This is a genomic window from Micromonospora sp. NPDC005174 (assembly GCF_040608495.1).
Classification (GTDB): domain Bacteria; phylum Actinomycetota; class Actinomycetes; order Mycobacteriales; family Micromonosporaceae; genus Micromonospora.
The window spans coordinates 185,317-201,451 of the sequence record NZ_JBEXIJ010000002.1 but is presented as its reverse complement, the minus strand read 5'-3'; the positions used below and the strand labels follow the sequence as shown (position 1 = coordinate 201,451).

17 protein-coding genes are annotated in these 16,135 nt (G+C 71.2%); 11 read left to right on the top strand and 6 right to left on the bottom strand.

The genetic code is table 11. The features are described from left to right. Nucleotides 1-42 precede the first annotated feature (42 nt). The 3 genes from ABZU91_RS03100 to ABZU91_RS03090 all read left to right on the top strand — a co-directional run bounded on the left by ABZU91_RS03100 (nucleotide 43) and on the right by ABZU91_RS03090 (nucleotide 3,428). Nucleotides 43-591: a hypothetical protein gene (locus tag ABZU91_RS03100; RefSeq protein WP_355233692.1), complete on the top strand. Its 549-nt coding sequence runs from the start codon at nucleotides 43-45 to the stop codon at nucleotides 589-591. Between the two features lie 166 nt (nucleotides 592-757). Continuing rightward, nucleotides 758-2,236 carry a glutamate--cysteine ligase gene (locus ABZU91_RS03095; protein ID WP_355233302.1) on the top strand — a complete coding sequence of 493 codons (1,479 nt, stop codon included), beginning with the start codon at nucleotides 758-760 and terminating at the stop codon, nucleotides 2,234-2,236. Between the two features lie 166 nt (nucleotides 2,237-2,402). Then, complete coding sequence (locus tag ABZU91_RS03090; protein WP_355233300.1) at nucleotides 2,403-3,428, top strand: LD-carboxypeptidase; 1,026 nt, start codon at nucleotides 2,403-2,405, stop codon at nucleotides 3,426-3,428. A 13-nt stretch (nucleotides 3,429-3,441) separates the two neighbouring features. On the opposite strand, the gene ABZU91_RS03085 is transcribed toward ABZU91_RS03090, so the two are convergent. The 3 genes from ABZU91_RS03085 to ABZU91_RS03075 all read right to left on the bottom strand — a co-directional run bounded on the left by ABZU91_RS03085 (nucleotide 3,442) and on the right by ABZU91_RS03075 (nucleotide 6,179). Further along, complete coding sequence (locus tag ABZU91_RS03085) at nucleotides 3,442-3,828, bottom strand: DUF2267 domain-containing protein (RefSeq protein WP_355233298.1); 387 nt, start codon at nucleotides 3,826-3,828, stop codon at nucleotides 3,442-3,444. A 205-nt stretch (nucleotides 3,829-4,033) separates the two neighbouring features. Beyond that, nucleotides 4,034-5,206: a zinc-dependent alcohol dehydrogenase gene (locus ABZU91_RS03080; RefSeq protein WP_355233296.1), complete on the bottom strand. Its 1,173-nt coding sequence runs from the start codon at nucleotides 5,204-5,206 to the stop codon at nucleotides 4,034-4,036. A 22-nt stretch (nucleotides 5,207-5,228) separates the two neighbouring features. Beyond that, nucleotides 5,229-6,179 (bottom strand): SRPBCC family protein, encoded by a 951-nt coding sequence (locus ABZU91_RS03075; RefSeq protein WP_355233294.1) that lies wholly within the window; start codon nucleotides 6,177-6,179, stop codon nucleotides 5,229-5,231. 168 nt (nucleotides 6,180-6,347) lie between these two features. Here ABZU91_RS03075 and ABZU91_RS03070 point away from each other — a divergent pair, with 168 nt between their 5' ends. From ABZU91_RS03070 to ABZU91_RS03060, 3 genes are all read left to right on the top strand, one after another. Next, nucleotides 6,348-6,488, top strand: a complete 141-nt coding sequence (locus ABZU91_RS03070; RefSeq protein ID WP_355233292.1) for a hypothetical protein — start codon at nucleotides 6,348-6,350, stop codon at nucleotides 6,486-6,488. Nucleotides 6,489-6,591: 103 nt separating this feature from the next. Continuing rightward, nucleotides 6,592-6,963 (top strand): SCP2 sterol-binding domain-containing protein, encoded by a 372-nt coding sequence (locus ABZU91_RS03065; RefSeq protein ID WP_355233290.1) that lies wholly within the window; start codon nucleotides 6,592-6,594, stop codon nucleotides 6,961-6,963. A gap of 5 nt (nucleotides 6,964-6,968) precedes the next feature. After that, the gene (locus ABZU91_RS03060; protein ID WP_355233690.1) at nucleotides 6,969-9,011 is read left to right on the top strand and encodes a glycogen debranching N-terminal domain-containing protein; all 2,043 of its coding nucleotides are present in this window, start codon (nucleotides 6,969-6,971) and stop codon (nucleotides 9,009-9,011) included. Here the strand turns inward: ABZU91_RS03060 and ABZU91_RS03055 are convergent. Next, complete coding sequence (locus ABZU91_RS03055) at nucleotides 9,008-9,736, bottom strand: helix-turn-helix domain-containing protein (protein ID WP_355233288.1); 729 nt, start codon at nucleotides 9,734-9,736, stop codon at nucleotides 9,008-9,010. The genes ABZU91_RS03060 and ABZU91_RS03055 overlap by 4 nt on opposite strands. A gap of 231 nt (nucleotides 9,737-9,967) precedes the next feature. Between ABZU91_RS03055 and ABZU91_RS03050 the strand changes: the two genes are divergently transcribed. The 3 genes from ABZU91_RS03050 (at nucleotide 9,968) to ABZU91_RS03040 (ending at nucleotide 12,274) form a co-directional block, all read left to right on the top strand. After that, on the top strand, nucleotides 9,968-10,633 hold the full coding sequence (locus ABZU91_RS03050) for a DUF4097 family beta strand repeat-containing protein (RefSeq protein ID WP_355233286.1): 666 nt from the start codon (nucleotides 9,968-9,970) through the stop codon (nucleotides 10,631-10,633). A gap of 26 nt (nucleotides 10,634-10,659) precedes the next feature. Next, nucleotides 10,660-11,478, top strand: coding sequence for an alpha/beta hydrolase (locus ABZU91_RS03045; protein ID WP_355233284.1), 819 nt, complete (start codon nucleotides 10,660-10,662; stop codon nucleotides 11,476-11,478). Nucleotides 11,479-11,560: 82 nt separating this feature from the next. Beyond that, nucleotides 11,561-12,274 (top strand): carbonic anhydrase, encoded by a 714-nt coding sequence (locus ABZU91_RS03040; RefSeq protein ID WP_355233282.1) that lies wholly within the window; start codon nucleotides 11,561-11,563, stop codon nucleotides 12,272-12,274. An 86-nt stretch (nucleotides 12,275-12,360) separates the two neighbouring features. Here the strand turns inward: ABZU91_RS03040 and ABZU91_RS03035 are convergent, their stop codons facing one another. Next, a complete protein-coding gene (locus tag ABZU91_RS03035; protein WP_355233280.1) occupies nucleotides 12,361-13,881 on the bottom strand; it encodes a hypothetical protein in 1,521 nt (506 codons plus the stop codon). Nucleotides 13,882-13,894: 13 nt separating this feature from the next. Next, entirely contained in the window at nucleotides 13,895-14,275 is a 381-nt protein-coding gene (locus tag ABZU91_RS03030) for a hypothetical protein (protein WP_355233278.1), read from the bottom strand. 161 nt (nucleotides 14,276-14,436) lie between these two features. On the opposite strand from ABZU91_RS03030, the gene ABZU91_RS03025 reads away from it, so the two are divergent. Continuing rightward, a complete protein-coding gene (locus ABZU91_RS03025) occupies nucleotides 14,437-15,006 on the top strand; it encodes a hypothetical protein (RefSeq protein ID WP_355233276.1) in 570 nt (189 codons plus the stop codon). 23 nt (nucleotides 15,007-15,029) lie between these two features. Next, a complete protein-coding gene (locus ABZU91_RS03020; protein WP_355233274.1) occupies nucleotides 15,030-16,121 on the top strand; it encodes a winged helix DNA-binding domain-containing protein in 1,092 nt (363 codons plus the stop codon). Nucleotides 16,122-16,135 lie beyond the last annotated feature (14 nt).

The following is a 16,135-nucleotide window of genomic DNA, read 5'->3' as shown; positions in this document are numbered from 1 at the left end:
CCGAGGACATCGATACGATCAGTGAACACATGCGGACTCTCGGTGGTGGAGATGGACAGCGGACTCGATACCCGACGGATCGTGCACCCGACGGAGCGGATCGTCACCGGCCGGCTGGTCCGGCTGCTGGACGGCTACACCCGGGAGATACGCGTCGGCCAGCCGGTGCTGGTCGCGGTGCTCACCGCGGCCGCGTTCGCCCGCCTGCCAGCTCTGTTGCTGCGCGCACTGTTCTCCTTCGGCGGCGGTGGCACCCGTCGGCGGTGGAAGGAGCTGAAGCAGGGCCCGGAGTACCTGGTCACCCCGGTACGCCTGCGTAACACCGCCGGTCAGCTCTGCGAGGTGGAGTTGCACGGGCACCTGCCGCAGAGCGCCCTGCACCCGGCCGACCAGGTGCAGCTCACCCTTCGTCCGCAGCGCGACCCGGAGTTGCCGCCCCGTATCGAGCGGATCGTCAACCTGACCACCGGGCAGTTGCTGACCCCGCGTACGGCGACGCTCTGGTCGCATCTCGGCCCGCCGCTGCTGTTGCAGGCGACCCTGGGCGCGTTGTTGCTCGCCGGTGTGGTGGCCTGTTCGGCGCTGACCTGAGCCGTCCGCGCGGGGCGTGCGCGCACCGACCGGGGCTCTCGCCGACCACGCAGCGTGCGACAGGGGTCACGGAGCCCGCGACTGGGTAGGAAGGAACTCTCGGGTCTTCCCCGCCCGCCGGTCCCGTGCGAGGTTTGGGGGGACCAGCGGTGACAGGGTGGTGACCATGGGCGAAGACGTCGGCGTGCGGACCTTCAGTCGTGAGGACAGGGCCCGTTACCGCGAGAAGGTGCGTAACTGCCTGGACGTCTTCGCCGAGATGTTACGGGAGTCGCGGTTCGACATCGACCGGCCGATGACCGGGCTGGAGATAGAGCTGAACCTCGTGGACGAGGCGTCGAACCCGGCGATGCGCAACGCCGACGTGTTGGCGGCCATCGAGGACCCGAGCTTCCAGACGGAGCTGGGTCAGTTCAACATCGAGATCAACGTGCCGCCGCGCCGGCTGACCGGCACTGGAACCCTCGACTTCGAGGAGCATGTGCGGGCCAGTCTCAACGCTGCCGAGGAGAAGGCGCGTACGGTCGGCGCGCACATGGTCATGATCGGCATCCTGCCGACGTTGCGTCCCGAGCACCTGACCGCCGCGACGCTCTCGGCCAACCCGCGCTACAAGCTGCTCAACGAGCAGATCTTCGCGGCCCGTGGCGAGGACCTGCCGATCGCCATCTCCGGGGTGGAGCGCCTGGCGGTCACCGCCGACACGATCACCCCGGAGGCGGCCTGCACCAGCACCCAGTTCCACCTCCAGGTCAGCCCGGCGCAGTTCGCCGACTACTGGAACGCCGCCCAGGTGGTCGCCGGCATCCAGGTGGCGCTCGGCGCGAACGCGCCGCTGCTGTTCGGCCGGGAGCTGTGGCGCGAGACCCGCATTCCGCTGTTCCAGCAGGCCACCGACACCAGGCCGGAAGAGATCAAGGCCCAGGGGGTACGCCCCAGAGTCTGGTTCGGCGAACGCTGGATCACCAGCGTCTTCGACCTGTTCGAGGAGAACGTCCGCTACTTCCCGGCGCTGCTGCCGGTGTGCGACCCGCAGGATCCGGCGCAGACGCTGGCGGCCGGCGAGGTGCCCAACCTCGCCGAGTTGCGGCTGCACAACGGCACGATCTACCGCTGGAACCGCCCGGTGTACGACGTGTCGCGCGGTCGACCGCACCTGCGCGTGGAGAACCGGGTGCTGCCGGCCGGCCCGACCGTGTTGGATACCATCGCCAACGGCGCGTTCTACTTCGGACTGGTCCGCGCCCTGGCCGAGTCGGATCGGCCACTGTGGTCACAGATGTCGTTCAGCGCCGCCGAGGAGAACTTCACCAGTTGCGCCCGGCACGGCATCGACGCGCAGGTGTTCTGGCCCGGCCTCGGCTACCTGCCGGTCACCGAGCTGGTGCTGCGCCGGCTGCTGCCGATGGCACACCACGGTCTGGACGGGTGGGGGCTCGACCCCACCGAGCGCGACCGGCTGTTGGGCATCATCGAGCAGCGCTGCCTGACCAGCCGCAACGGCGCGACGTGGCAGGTGGAGACGCTGCACCGGTTGGAGTCCACCGATCACCTGGACCGGCCGGAGGCGCTGCGCGAGGTGGTGCGGCACTACGTGGAGCTGATGCACAGCAACCGGCCGGTGCACGAGTGGCCGATTCCGTAACCCCTCCTCGTCCCTTGTGGACCCCCCATGACATCGACCATTGTCATAGGCTGTAGCGGCTCGGACGTCGCACGTCGATGACGATGGAGGCACGACTGTGGCCAGTTCCGGGGGCGATCCCGTTCCGACCCGCGCATCCGTACGGCCGTCCCTGTCGCGTCGTCGCATGCTGGGCGTGGGAGCGGCGGCGGCCGGCGCAGTGGCGTTCGCCGCCCGGCCGGATGCCGCATCCGCCGCGTCGAGTCCGCCCCCGCCCGGCGCGAAGCGGGTGCTGCGGGCACCGGCACTGGCACCCGGCGACCGGGTGCGGGTGGTCTCGCCCGGAGGCACCCCCAACCCGACGAACATGGCGCGTGGCATCGAGATCCTGCGGAGCTGGGGTCTGGAGGTGGAGCTGGGCGAGCATGTCTACGCGAAGTACGGCTACCTGGCCGGCACCGACGCGCAGCGACTGACAGACCTGAACGCCGCGCTCAACGACCCGGGCGTACGCGGTGTCTTCGCCGCCCGGGGCGGTTACGGCACGCAGCGGATCGTCGATGCGATCGATGTGTCCGGTCTGCGCCGCGACCCTCGGGTGGTCGTCGGCTTCAGCGACATCACCAGCATCCACGGCAGACTCTGGCGCGAGACCGGCCTGGCCACCTTCTACGGGCCGATGGTCAACTGGTCAGACAGCCGCACCGGCCCCGAGTCGGCCGAGGCGTTGCGCAGGGCGGTGATGACGACCGCACCCGTCACGATCACCAGGGACCCGGCCGAGACGGCCGCACCGGTGGTGGTGCCGGGGCGCGCGTCGGGCCCGTTGCTGGGCGGCTGCCTGACGATGCTCTCCACCTCGCTCGGCGCGGCGGACGCTCCGAGGTTCGACGACGCGATCCTCTTCTTCGAGGACGTGGACGAGGCCCCGTACAGCATCGACCGCATGGTGACCGAGCTGCGCCGGGTGGGCGTGCTGTCCCGGGTCGCCGGGGTGGTCGTCGGCCAGATCACCAACAGTGTCGGCGGGGTCGGCGAGTGGGACGCGGCGGCGGTGTTGCGGGACCGCCTGTACGACCTGGGCGTGCCCGTCCTGGGCGGGCTGCGCCTGGGGCATGGCAACGGGCAGCTCACCGTCCCGCTCGGCGCGTGGGCCACGATCGACGCCGAGGCGGGGACCCTGACCGTGGAGGCCGGGGTCCGCCCTCGGTGACGGTGTGGCACGGTCAGCCGCGCGGTGCGGGGACGCCGAAGAGGTCGATGATGCCGCCCGGCAGTTGGGCCAGCAGATCGTGCCGGTCGTCGTCGTCGAGCGCCTCGGCGACGGTGTTCAGCACCACCTGGGCGTGCTGACGCACCACGTCCGCGTTCGCGACCTGTTCCCGGTCGCCGACGTGTTTCAGGAACTCGCCGACGTCCCACCGTCGGCCCTGCGGGTTGCGGGTGACGGACCCGTTCAGTCGGTCCGGCAGCTGCGCCGCGAGGTTGTCGGCCTCCTGTCCGGCGAGTCGTTCGCCGAGCACCGACAGGACGGCTTGCACGGATCGGACCGCCTCGTTCTCTCCGAGGCCTCCACGCTGTCGTACGGTGGCGATCATCTGCTCGTACTCCATGACACCCGCTCCCTCCGTCTCCCGGGCCGGCGCGCAGGCCGGCTGGCGGACGAACGGACGGCGTTCCCGAGCCCACGGACCACAAACGGCACCCCGCAAGCGCCACCCCCTCGCGCGCCGATCTTGCGGTTTCGGTTGCCGACATGGGGTGGTATGTCCCTTGCGCCGCCACAGAAAGTGCAAGATCGACGAGGGCCGGGGGCGGTCAGACCTTGAGGAGCACCTTCGTGCAGTCGTCCTGCTTCTTCTGGAAGATCTTGTAGCCCTTGGGGGCGTCGCGGAGCGGCATGCGGTGACTGACGATGAAGCTCGGGTCGATCTCGCCGCGCTGGATGCGGTCCAACAGCGGCCGCGTGTAGCGCTGCACGTGACACTGACCGGTCCGCATGACCAGTGACCGGTTCATGAACGCCCCCATCGGGAACTTGTCGACGAAACCGCCGTACGCGCCGACGACCGAGACGACTCCCCCGGAGCGGCAGGCCAGGATCGCCTCCCGTAGCGCGAACGGCCGTTCCGTCTCGGTCCGCGTGGCCTGTTTGGCCCGGTCGTACGCGTACATCGCGGTGTTGCCGTGGTGGCCCTCCAGGCCGACCGCGTCGATGCAGGCGTCCGGTCCCCGGCCGGCGGTCATCTCGTTGAGGGTGTCGAGCACGTCGACGTCCGCGTAGTTGATCGTCTCGGCGTCGGTGTGCTCCGCGGCGAGCCGCAGCCGGTACGGGAACCGGTCGATGACGATCACCCGCTCCGCGCCGAGCAGCCGGGCGCTGGCCGCGGCGAGCAGCCCCACCGGTCCCGCGCCCCAGATCGCGATGACCTGACCGGGCTTGATGTCGCACATCTCGGCGCCCATGTAACCGGTCGGGAAGACGTCGGCGAGCATGACGGCCTGGTCGTCGGGGATCTCGTCGGGCACCTTGAGGGGGCCGACGTCGGCGAACGGCACCCGCGCGTACTCGGCCTGTCCGCCCGCGTACCCGCCGAGCAGGTGGGAGTAGCCGAAGATGCCGGCCGGCGAGTGGCCCATGATCTTCTCGGCGATTCCGGCGTTGGGGTTGGAGTTCTCGCACACCGAGTAGAGGCCGCGTTGGCAGGAGGAGCAGTGCCCGCAGGCGATCGGGAACGGCACCACGACCCGGTCGCCGGGTTTGAGGTTGCGCACCTGCGGACCGACCTCCACCACCTCGCCCATGAACTCGTGGCCGAGGATGTCGCCCTTGCGCATCGCGGGGATGTAACCGTGGTAAAGGTGCAGGTCGGAGCCGCAGATGGCGGTGGTGCTGACCCGGACGATCGCGTCACGGGCGTTCATGATCGTCGGATCGGGTACGTCGATCACCTTGACGGTGTCGGCGCCCATCCAGGCGGTGGCCTTCATTCCTCGTCCTTTCGACGAACGGTCAGCGACGGGACCGCGGGAGCGGCTGCGCGGGCCGCTGCATGGCCTGCTGGCGTACGGAGATGCCGTTCGGGCTGCCGTCGGAGCGGACCACCTCGCCGGCCTCCAGCACCTGCTTGAACCGGCGCAGGTCGTCGCGGACCTGCTGCTCGGGCTCCTCGCCGAAGAGCTTCGCGACCGCCCGACCGAGCGCGCCGGCGGGGGGCGCGTAGCGCAGTTGCACCCGGACCTCGGTGCCCCGGTCGCCCGGGGCGGGCACGAACGCGACCCGGCCGGCGTTGGCCACCCGACTGCCGGGCAGCGACCGCCAGGTGATCGACCTGTTCGGCTGATCGTCGATGATCTCGGCGTCCCACTCGACGTGGCGGCCGGCGGGTCCACGGGCGACCCAGTGCGAGCGGCGCAGGTCGTCGGCGCGTACGGATTCCAGGTGCGCCATGAACCGGGGCAGGTTCTCCATGTCGCGCCAGAACCGGTACGCCTCGGCAGGCGACCGGTTGACCGTCACCGCGATCTCCATCCGGATCACCCGTGCCCGCGCCCGGAGCGCCCGTCCGCTGGCGATGGCGGTGGCGAGGTCCAGGGCGGTGATGCCGGCGATCGCGGCGGTGGTCAGGGCCAGGCGTCGTCGTCGTTCACCCCGTCGGTCGGCCATCGCCCGGCCCAGCAGGGTGAGGTCGAGCGCGTCACCGGCCACGCGGGTCCAGGCCCAGCCGACGGGGCGGCGGCCGCTGAGCAGGCCGACGCCATGCACCAGTTCGCGTGCGCCGACGGCTCCGATGACCGCCTGCGCCGCCGGGGAGTCGTCCACCCCGGCCAGTCGCGCGAGGGGCCGCGGCGCGGCCAGCGCGCCCACGCCCAGGGCGAGGCTCAGCAGGCCCAGGGCCCTCGGCAGGATCGGCGACGCCGGCCCGTCCAACTCCGGCAGGAGCACGGTCTCGACTCGGCTCATGTCCGGTCCCTTCCGGTAGGCGGCGCCGCCGGTCGGCGGGTAGCGGTGTCCGCCCTGGTGACGGTATGCGGTAGTTGTGGACTGTGCGCCCGGTTCGGGCAGAACACCGGCGCCCGTAGCGCACGCTGCGCCCTCAGTCAGCATCGCGACATTTAACGATTTGAATCAGTGGCGAATCGTTACGTTCTGCTGCGCTGCGACTGCTCGTACGCCCCGCCGGTGTGGCACCGCGACGCCCCCGACTTCGCCGCCGCGACTCCCCTGCACGTCCGGCGGACACCTCTGGTGGTCGACTTCGACCTGGGGTGACCCGTGTCCCGGCGACGACAGCGCGCCCCTGTCGGCCGCAACGTTAAGAATGACCCGCAGCGGGTAGCCGTCATCCGCTTCTGCCCGGGCCCGGGGAGGTGGGATGACGGCGACCAGCGAATTCTTCGAGCGGCTGGCCGCCGCGTGCCGCGATCCGCGGTTCAGCAAAGTGTGCGGAAGCGTCCGCTTCGACATCCGCGACGGCGACGACCTGGAGCAGTGGCTGCTGGTCATCGACCACGGCGAGCTGCGGGTGGCGCAGAGCGGCGAGCCCGCCACCACCGTGATCAGGGTGTCGGGGCAGGTCGCGGAGGCGATGGCGCGAGGTGAGGTGAACGGGCTGGCGGCGATCGAGCGTGGCGAGATCCTGGTCGACGGCGACCTCGCCCTGGCGTTGCGCGTCGGGCGGCTGTTCCCCCGCGCGGGTCAGAGTGATGCGGGGCCAGACCAGCCGACGACGACCAGTGCGCCGTGAGGGACATCCCCGGCACGGTGTCGTGCATCGACGGCAACACGTTCATCGTGTCCGACGCCAGTGGCGACGTGGAGTCCTCCCCCGCCACCCCCGTCGGGCTGTTCGCCGCCGACACGCGCTTCCTGTCCCGCTGGGTGCTCACCGTCAACGGGGAGCGGCTGACCGCCCTGTCGGTGGACGACAGCCAGTACTACGAGGTGACGTTCTTCGTGGTGCCGGGCGGCGCTGTCGACTACGTGGAGGCGGACGTGTCCGCGATCCGGCGGCGACGCATCGGCCCGGACCTGACCGAGACGCTGACGATCTTCAACTACGGCCAGGGGGTTGTGGACCTCGACGTACGCCTGGAGGTGGAGGCCGACTTCGCCGACATCTTCGAGATCAAGTTCGACATCCAGGACAAGGCGGGCAGCTACTACACCGACGTGGAGCCGAACGGGTTGCGGGTCGGCTATCGGCGTGGGACGTACCGGCGTGAGGTCGTGGTGTCGACGAGCGAGTCCGCCACCATCGACGCGCGCGGCCTGCGGTTCGCGGTGCGGTTGCGACCCGGGGAGCAGTGGGACACCCGCCTGCACGTGCTCATGCGGGCGCTGCGACCGGACGGCGCCGACCTGCGTGACCCCCTGCGGGCTCAGCGCCCGGACGAGTCGACCCTGCCGGACAGCGTCCGCGAGTGGGTGGCGCAGGCGCCGACGCTGGACACCGAGAGCGCCACGCTCCAACAGGTGTACCACCGCAGCCTGGTGGACCTCGCGGCGCTGCGCTTCGCGCCGCTGTCGCTCGGCGGAGCGGCCGTACCCGCGGCCGGGCTCCCGTGGTTCATGACCCTGTTCGGTCGGGACAGCCTGCTGACCTGCCTCCAGACGCTGGCCGTCACCCCGTCGCTGGCCCCGCCGACCCTGCGGATCCTCGCCTCGTTGCAGGGCGCCCGGACCGACGACGTCCTGGAGGAGGATCCCGGCCGGATCCTGCACGAGCTGCGCTACGGGGAGTCGGCCGCCTTCGAGGAGCAGCCGCACTCGCCCTACTACGGCACCGTCGACGCGTCACCCCTGTTCGTGGTGCTGCTCGACGAGTACGAGCGGTGGAGCGGCGACACCGCGCTGGTGATGGAGTTGGAGCAGGAGGCGCGCGCGGCCCTGGCCTGGATCGACACGTACGCGGACCTGACGTCGACCGGCTACGTCTGGTACCAGCGACGCAACCGGGCCACCGGCCTGGACAACCAGTGCTGGAAGGACTCCTGGGACAGCATCTCCTACGCCGACGGCAGGCTCCCCGGCTTCCCGAGGGCCACGTGCGAGACCCAGGGGTACGCCTACGACGCCAAGCTCCGCGGCGCGCGGCTGGCGCGTACCTTCTGGGGCGACCCCGACTACGCCGAGCGGCTGGAACGCGAGGCGGCGGCGCTGTACGACCGCTTCAACCGCGACTTCTGGCTCGACGACCGCGGCTACTACGCCCTCGCGCTCGACCACGACGGGACGCCCGTCGACAGCCTCTCCTCGAACATCGGCCACCTGCTGTGGAGCGGCATCGTCGCGCCCGAGCGGGCCGCGCGGGTCGTCGAGCACCTGATGGGCCCGGCGCTCTTCTCCGGCTGGGGTGTGCGGACCTTCGCCGAGGGGCAGAGCCGCTACAACCCGCTCGGCTACCACAACGGCACGGTCTGGCCGTTCGACAACTCGTTCATCGCCTGGGGCCTGCGTCGCTACGGGTTCCTCAGAGAGGCGGGACGCATCGCCGAGGGCATCCTGTCCGCCGCGACCTACTTCCAGGGGCGACTGCCCGAGGCGTTCGGTGGCTTCGACCGCAGCACCACCCGGTATCCGGTGCGGTATCCCACCGCCGGCAGCCCGCAGGCCTGGTCCAGTGGGACACCGATGCTGCTGCTGCGCACCATGCTCGGCCTCGACCCGCACGAGGAACACCTGGCCGTGAATCCCGCGCTGCCGTCGGCCTTCGACCGGATCGCGCTGCTGGACATCCCCGGTCGCTGGGGCCGCGTCGACGCGTACGCCCGCCACCGCCCGGACCGGAACTAGTCCTTCGGCGTGGTCCCGGCGCTGGTGTGCAGGACGGCGCGGGCCTGTTCGGCGGCGCGGGTGATGCTCTCGCTGATGAAGTCGAGGAAGCGGGCGATGTTCTCCAGGCGGGCGGCGGCGGGGGTGCCCGGCCCGAGGACGGCGACGCCCTCCCGTGCCGTCGCGACGAGCTGGTCGTTGGCGCGGGCGCTGGCGATCGTCGCCTGGTAGAAGAGTTCGCTGTCGACGAGGTAGCGGTCGCGGCGGCGCTCGTCGCGCTCCCGGCGTACGAGACTCTGACTCTCCAGGAAGCTGATCGCCTTGGAGATGGACGCCGGGCTGACCGACAGGCGGTGGGCCAGCTCGGACGCGGTGAGGCTGCCCGTGTCGGTGGTGAACAGGCAGGTCAGCACCCGGGCCCCCATCTTGTTCAGGCCCGTCGCCATGAGGACGGTCGTGAACGTCTCCTCGTACTCGGCGACGGCCCCGGCGTCGCGGCCGTGCGCGAGCGGGGCTGATTCGGCGGCGCGGGCGGCGGCGGGCGCGCGCCGACGGGAGCGGCGTTCGGTGGCACGGTGGGCCAGGTCGGCGCGGTAGGCGTTCGGGCCGCCGTTGCGCAGCACCTCGCGGGTGATCGTGGAGGTCGGACGGTCGAGACGTCGGGCGATCTCGGCGTACGACAGGCTGTCGGCCAGCCCGGACGCGATCTGCTGACGTTCCTGCTGGGTGAGCCTGCCTCCCGGCACGGTGGTCTCCTCGTGGTGGTCTCGTCCGTGGCCGCCACCATAGCGTTCACCGGCAGCTAATTGCAACGGCGACAGGGCTTGTCGTTGCCTTATCCGGCAGATCATTGCAACACTTGTAACGCTTCTAGCTGCTAATACGCGAGGTTTACGCAACACGGATGTTGCCGAGAACTGGAAAGCAACGTAGCGTTTCCGATATCAGAAACACCGGAACGACCATCGGAGAACACCGTGCAGAACTTCGCCACCCCGTCCCCCATCACCGCCGTCCTGGACATCCCCGCCGGGCGCGTCCAGTTCATCGCCGCCGACCGCGCCGACACCACCGTCGAGGTCCGTCCGGCCGACGCCGGCCGGGCCCGCGACACCCGGGCCGCGGAACACACCACCATCGCGTACGCGGACGGCGTCCTGCGGGTCACGACCGCGTCCCCCGCCAACCAGCTCCTGGGTGCCTCCGGCTCGGTGGAGGTCACCGTCCAGCTACCCGCCGACTCCCGCGTCGAGGTCAAGGCCGCCAGCGCCGAGCTGCGCGGCGTCGGACGCCTCGGCGCCGTCACCGTGGACGGCGCGTACCGCCACATCAAGATCGACGAGGCGGCGAGCGTGCGCCTCACCGCGATCGACGGCACCGTCGAGGTCGGCCGGCTCACCGGGCCCGCCGAGATCAGCACCGAGCGGGGCGACATCCTCGTCGGCGAGGCGACGCGCGGCAGGGTCGTGCTGCGTACCCGCTCGGGCGACATCTCGGTCGCCGCCGCCACCGGCGTCTCGGCCTCCCTGGACGCGGGCACCGACCGGGGCCGCGTCAGCAACGCCCTGACCAACCACGGCAGCGCCGACCTCGACATCCACGCCACCACCTCGCTCGGCGACATCACCGCCCGCAGCCTCTGACCCCCCAACCCCCAAGGAGTACGACCATGACGACCAACAACCCCTCCCCGACCCGTTCGGCCTGGACCGGCATGGTGCCGGTCGACGACACCGCCCTGGCCGTCACCGACACCGGCGGCGCGGGCGTCCCGGTGGTCTACCTCAACGGCCAGTTCGCCACCCAGGGATACTGGCGGAACGTCATCACCGACCTGGGCGCCGGATGGCGGCACATCACCTACGACGAGCGCGCCCGCGGCAGGAAATCGGGACGCTCGGCGGACTACTCGTTCGAGGCGGCCATGCGGGACGTCGACGCCGTCCTCGCGGCCCGAGGCGTGCAGCGGGCTCTGCTCGTCGGTTGGTCGTACGGCGCTGTCGTCGGCGCCCACCGGGCCCACCGCAACCCCGACCGCACAATCGGCGCGGTCCTGGTCGACGGCGCGTTCCCGCACGACTGGCTGGACGAGGCCATGGAGCAGCGCATCCGCAAGCTGTTCCGGCGCATGGGCTGGTTCACGCCACTGCTGCGTCCGACCGGCCTGACCCCGCGCATGACGGCACACCAGCAGGCCGAGAGCAACATCGAGCTGGGGCGGCTCTCCCGGGAACGCGAGCTGGGTCCGGTGCTCGACGCCATCACCGTCCCCGTGCGGTACGTCGTCGCCTCGGGAACGTCCCTCGGCAGCAAGGGTGACGAGCAGGAACGCATCCGCACCAGCCTCGACGCGGTGACCGCCCGCAACCCGAACATCCAGGTCCACGCGAAGGTCGCCAGCAACCACGGCGCGATCCTCAAGAAGGACTTCGCGGCCGTCGCCCAGGCCGTACGCGAGGTAGCCGCCCTCGACAGCACCCACCGCTGACGCACCACTCAGAAACGCGACACCGCACTGTGGAGATCCACTGGTAAGAATGGGGCAACCGCCTCACATTCGGGAGATCATCGTGCCTCGTACCCCCCTGTCCCGCCGAGCACTGCTCGCCGCTGGCGGCGCGACCGCCGTCGCCATCGGCGCGGCGGCGGCGAGCCCGACCGCCGCCGCCGCGGCGGCACCGACCGACGACCCGGTCGGCACGCCCGCCGAGGCGCTGCGTCGGCTGCTCGCCGGCAACCACCGCTTCACCACCGGTCACGGCCGGCACCCGCACCAGGGCCTGGCCGACCTGCACCGCCTCGCCGCCGGCCAGCACCCGTTCGCCATCACGGTCGGCTGCGCGGACTCCCGGGTGGCACCCGAGGTGCTGTTCGACCAGGGTCTCGGTGACCTGTTCGACAACCGGGTGGCCGGCAACATCGTCGACGACCTGCTGCTGGGCAGCGCCGAGTTCGCCGTGGAGGAGTTCGGCAGCCTGCTGATCGTCGTCCTCGGGCACGAACGCTGCGGCGCGATCACCGCCACCATCGACGCCATCCGCACCGGCGGCACCGCTCCCGGGCACATCGGCGCCATCGTCGACAGCCTGCGCCCGATCATCGAGCCGGTGCTGGACCAGCCCGGCGACCCGGTGGAGAACGCGGTCCGCGCCAACATCGCCGCCCAGGTGCGGGCGCTTCCGTCGCGCAGTCCGATCATCGCCGAGAAGGTGCGCCAGGGCGCGCTGCGGGTCGTGGGCGCCCGCTACGACCTGGACAACGGACGGGTCTCACTGGTCGCCTGACGACATCCCCTCCCCCCGGCCGCCCGTCCGTCCGTCCACGGGCGGCCGGGTCGGTGAACGCCTCGCTGCGTCAGGGAAGGTGGACGTCAGCGGGGCCGTTGACGGTCTCGCCCCGCCAGTCGGGCCATCAGGTCCTGGTACCCCCGCGCCCGGTCAGCCGCTTTCGGGGACAGCGTGTCGGCACCCATCCTCGCGTACTCCTCCCGCTCGGTCGCGGCGGCCAGCGCGCCGACGGCCGCCTGGTACGCGCGCTCCTGTTCGCGGTGGCGTTCGTGCCAGTAGCGCCTGGACCTGCCGGCGAGGTAGAACCCCGTCGCGACGCAGCCGAACGTGACGAGCACCAGGAACAGGAACGCCACCGCCTCCTCGAACGAGGGCAGTGGCCCCGCCCGGCCGAGGGACTGTCTCAGGTGCCGGTCGTCCCGGGCGTCGAGATAGTCGGCAGCGCCAGCGCCCGCCAGAACAAGGAACATCGCGAAGGCCATGGCCCGGAGCAGCAGTCCGTACCGGGACCGGTCGATCCATGCCGTGGGTGAGGCCGGCAACGCCCCGTACGCCCCACCCAGCCGGAACGCGGCCACTCCGAGCACGAAGGCGGCGGCCAGCCCGCCCGCCAGAAGCTGAACGCTCAGGATCCCCGCTACCCGAGGATCGAACCAGCCCCGTACCAGCCAGGTGACGAGGACGAGGACGCCGGTCCAGCCACCGACGAACACCAGCGCCCGCCGCACCGCCGCCGCACGAGCCGCCGGGGCGGTCCGGTCCGCCTCGGAGGTCCGCCACCTGCCGATCTCCTCCTGCGCGGCACGACGGTCGTCGGCGGCCCGGCGTTGCTCCGCCTCCCGCCGGGTGCGCTCTTCGGCACGCCGTGCGTCCTCTGCCCGTCGCCGGGCGCGCTCGTCAGGGCCGACGAAGGGCGACAGCAGGACGGGACGGCCCCGCTGGCGCAGCGGGTGCCGCAGTGGCAAATCGGCGGGCGCCCGCCATCCGAGGTCCGTGCCGAGCACCACCCGCAATCCACCGACCAGCCGGTCCGGCAGGAGCGTCGCGACGCGGGAGGCGTCGCGACGGTCGTCCAGCCCGTCCACGACCAGCACCAGACGCTCTCCCCGCCGCTCACACGCCTGGGCCGCGTCGGTGTAACGGCTCAGTAGGTGCGCCTCGCCGGTGGCCCCGGTGAGATGCCCCGGCATGAAACCGTCGGTCAGCTCGACGAGCTGCTCCAACACCACGTCGAGGAACGCGGCGCGGGTCTCCCCCGCGGAGCGGCCGGCGACGGCGAAGTACGACACCACCCGCACGCCCGGCGGAGGGTGCAGGACAAACCAGGCCAGCAGCGCCGTCATTCCGGTGCCCCGGGCCGCCTCCCAGCGCAGGTACGCGTCCGGCCCGTCACCGGCGCAGAAGGCCGCCAGGCGAGCCAGTTCGGCGTCCCGGTCGAGCAGGTCCGCCGGGGCGATCCGGTGGACCTCGGCCAGGTACGCCGACCGTACGACCGGGCCGAAGTTGTTGTACTGGAAGTTGTGGTCGCCGAACTGCATGCCCCGCGCCTGGCGGGCGTCGACGTCGCGCCATCGGTTGTCCTCCGGCTGCCCGCTCTCGCCCATCTGCCCGGCTGCCTCAGTTGAAGGTGTTGTTCTGGGTGCTGGAATCGCCGAACAGGACGCCATTCGCCCCGCGCAGATCGACCTGCCCGATCCGGGCGCGCGCCCCGGCGGCCGCCGCTTGCGCCAGCAGGTCCCGCGCGAGACGGAGGATCTGCTCGTCCCGGTCGACGCCCGCGCGGGTGAGATCCTCGACGAGGCGTACCTGCCAGCCGCCGGAATCGGTGCCCTCGGCCTCCAACAACCGCAGCGCATCCTGGCCGTCCCCGGTCAGCCGACGCCGCACCATGCCTCGGAAGGTTTCGGCGGCGTCGCGGACGACCGCGCTGGTCGCGTCGGTGACACCCGACGACGCGCCGAGCGCCAGGGCGGCCACGAGCAGTTCCACACCATCCACGCATGCCTCCGTCATCGACGCCATCGATGGTCCTATTGCACCACCTGGCCACCACACACGGACACCCGCGCGGCCTCCCGACCCGCAGTCGTCTTCACGATGATCGATCGTTATATCCGTAGCGCCCAATAGTGACCCGCTGCCGCTGAGGAGTTCTGATCATGCGTCGACGCCTGGCCGCTCTGCTGTCCGTACCGCTGCTCGCCCTGCCCACCGCCTGCGCCGCCGCATCGCCGACGACACCACAGTCGCCGCCAGCCCTCACTACGCCGGCACCCGCGCAGTCGTACTGGCCGGTCCAGGACGTATTGATGGCCGCCGCCGGAACTGTGGAAACCCATGCCGCCCGGAACTGGTCACGGGCCTACACCTCGGTCAGTCTTGACGTACCCGGAGGGGTGCTGCTCGTGCACCGCGTCCCCACCCCCGGCTTCGACGCCGAGATCCGCCCGCTGGCGCGAGGGGTGACGGTGCGCTTCGTCGACGCGGCTTACTCCGCGCGGACGTTGGACGGATGGTTCGAACGGGTCCAGGCCGACATGGACTACTGGCGACGTCAGGGGGTCATGATCCACAGCCTGTGGTGGAACGGTGAGGGCTCGACCGGCCGGTGCCTGACCGCGGAGGTGGGCAACCCACAGCGCGACGCTGTCCTCATCACCAGGCACTACGCCGACATGTCCATCTGCGTCCGCCAAGGATGGCCCGCGGAGCCGCTCACCGCGAACTGACCGACCGCAGCTAGGGTGCGGTCATGGTCGATCGGCGTCAGGTAATGAACTTCCGCGTCCGGGCACAGCAGCTCGACCGGGACAACGGCGCGCTCGCCGACACCGCCGTCCTGGACCTGGGCGTGCAGAACACCGGGCCGGACGGTGCCCGCTGGGCGCTCGCCATCCGTGGCGTCGACGTGACCGCGTTGTCCGACGCCGACGTGGTCCTGCTGTGGACGGTGCGGGGCGCCCCGCACCTCTACCGCCGGGCCGACGTCGGGCGCGTGGTGGCGGCGGTCGAGCCCTTCTCCGACGCCGATGCCGGCAAGCGCATCTACGACGCTTCGAAGCCGTTGAAGGCCGCCGGCATCGCCAACCTCGCCGCTCTCGACGAGGTGGCCGCCGGCATGCGGGCGATCGTCACTACGCCCACGGTCAAGGGGGACGTCTCCGGCCGCCTGGCGACGATGCTGCCCGAGCCGTACCTGCGGTTCTGCCGGCCGTGCGACGCCACGCACCTCTACGAGATGCCGTTCCGGCTCGCCGCCGCGCGGGCCGGGTTGGAGTTGCAGCTCGACACCTCGCCTCCGATCCTGCGACGCATCGTCGGGTTTCGAAAGGCAGCCACTTCCGGCGACCGGTTCGACCTGATCCGCGCGTACCTGCGTCTGCTCGGCCCGGCCACTCCGAAGCAGGTGGCCGACTACCTCGACGCCCCTGTCAAGGACGTGAAGGCGAGGTGGCCCGACGACGTGGTCGAGGTGACGGTCGACGGCGAGACGCGCTGGCTGCTGGCCGCCGACGAGGAGTCGTTGGGGTCGGGCAGTGTCAGCACCGTCCGCCTTCTCGGCCCGTTCGACCTGTTCCTCCAGGCGAAGGACCGGGCGACGCTGGTGGCCGACGCCGCCCACGCGAAGGAGTTGTGGCCGGTGCTGGGTCGCCCGGGCGCGGTCCTGGTCGACGGCGACATCGTGGGCACCTGGCGTCCCCGCAAGGCCGGCACGTCGTTCACGGTCGCGGTCCAGCCCTGGCGGAGGCTTTCGGCCGGCGCCCGCGACGCCATCACCGCGCAGGCCGAACGCCTCGCCACGCACCGGTCCACCACTCTGGCCGGCCTCGACTTCGCCGGCTAGAGACAGCGGAGCCG

What these genes read in the sequence shown, in the direction of transcription:
- ABZU91_RS03090 (WP_355233300.1), top strand. Translation starts at nt 2,403, where the DNA reads ATGCTGGGCGTGGGAGCGGCGGCGGCCGGCGCAGTGGCGTTCGCCGCC.
- ABZU91_RS03080 (WP_355233296.1), bottom strand. Translation starts at nt 5,206, where the DNA reads ATGAAGGCCACCGCCTGGATGGGCGCCGACACCGTCAAGGTGATCGAC.
- ABZU91_RS03045 (WP_355233284.1), top strand. Translation starts at nt 10,660, where the DNA reads ATGACGACCAACAACCCCTCCCCGACCCGTTCGGCCTGGACCGGCATG.
- ABZU91_RS03020 (WP_355233274.1), top strand. Translation starts at nt 15,030, where the DNA reads ATGGTCGATCGGCGTCAGGTAATGAACTTCCGCGTCCGGGCACAGCAG.
- ABZU91_RS03075 (WP_355233294.1), bottom strand. Translation starts at nt 6,179, where the DNA reads ATGAGCCGAGTCGAGACCGTGCTCCTGCCGGAGTTGGACGGGCCGGCG.
- ABZU91_RS03035 (WP_355233280.1), bottom strand. Translation starts at nt 13,881, where the DNA reads ATGGGCGAGAGCGGGCAGCCGGAGGACAACCGATGGCGCGACGTCGAC.
- ABZU91_RS03065 (WP_355233290.1), top strand. Translation starts at nt 6,592, where the DNA reads ATGACGGCGACCAGCGAATTCTTCGAGCGGCTGGCCGCCGCGTGCCGC.
- ABZU91_RS03095 (WP_355233302.1), top strand. Translation starts at nt 758, where the DNA reads ATGGGCGAAGACGTCGGCGTGCGGACCTTCAGTCGTGAGGACAGGGCC.
- ABZU91_RS03025 (WP_355233276.1), top strand. Translation starts at nt 14,437, where the DNA reads ATGCGTCGACGCCTGGCCGCTCTGCTGTCCGTACCGCTGCTCGCCCTG.
- ABZU91_RS03085 (WP_355233298.1), bottom strand. Translation starts at nt 3,828, where the DNA reads ATGGAGTACGAGCAGATGATCGCCACCGTACGACAGCGTGGAGGCCTC.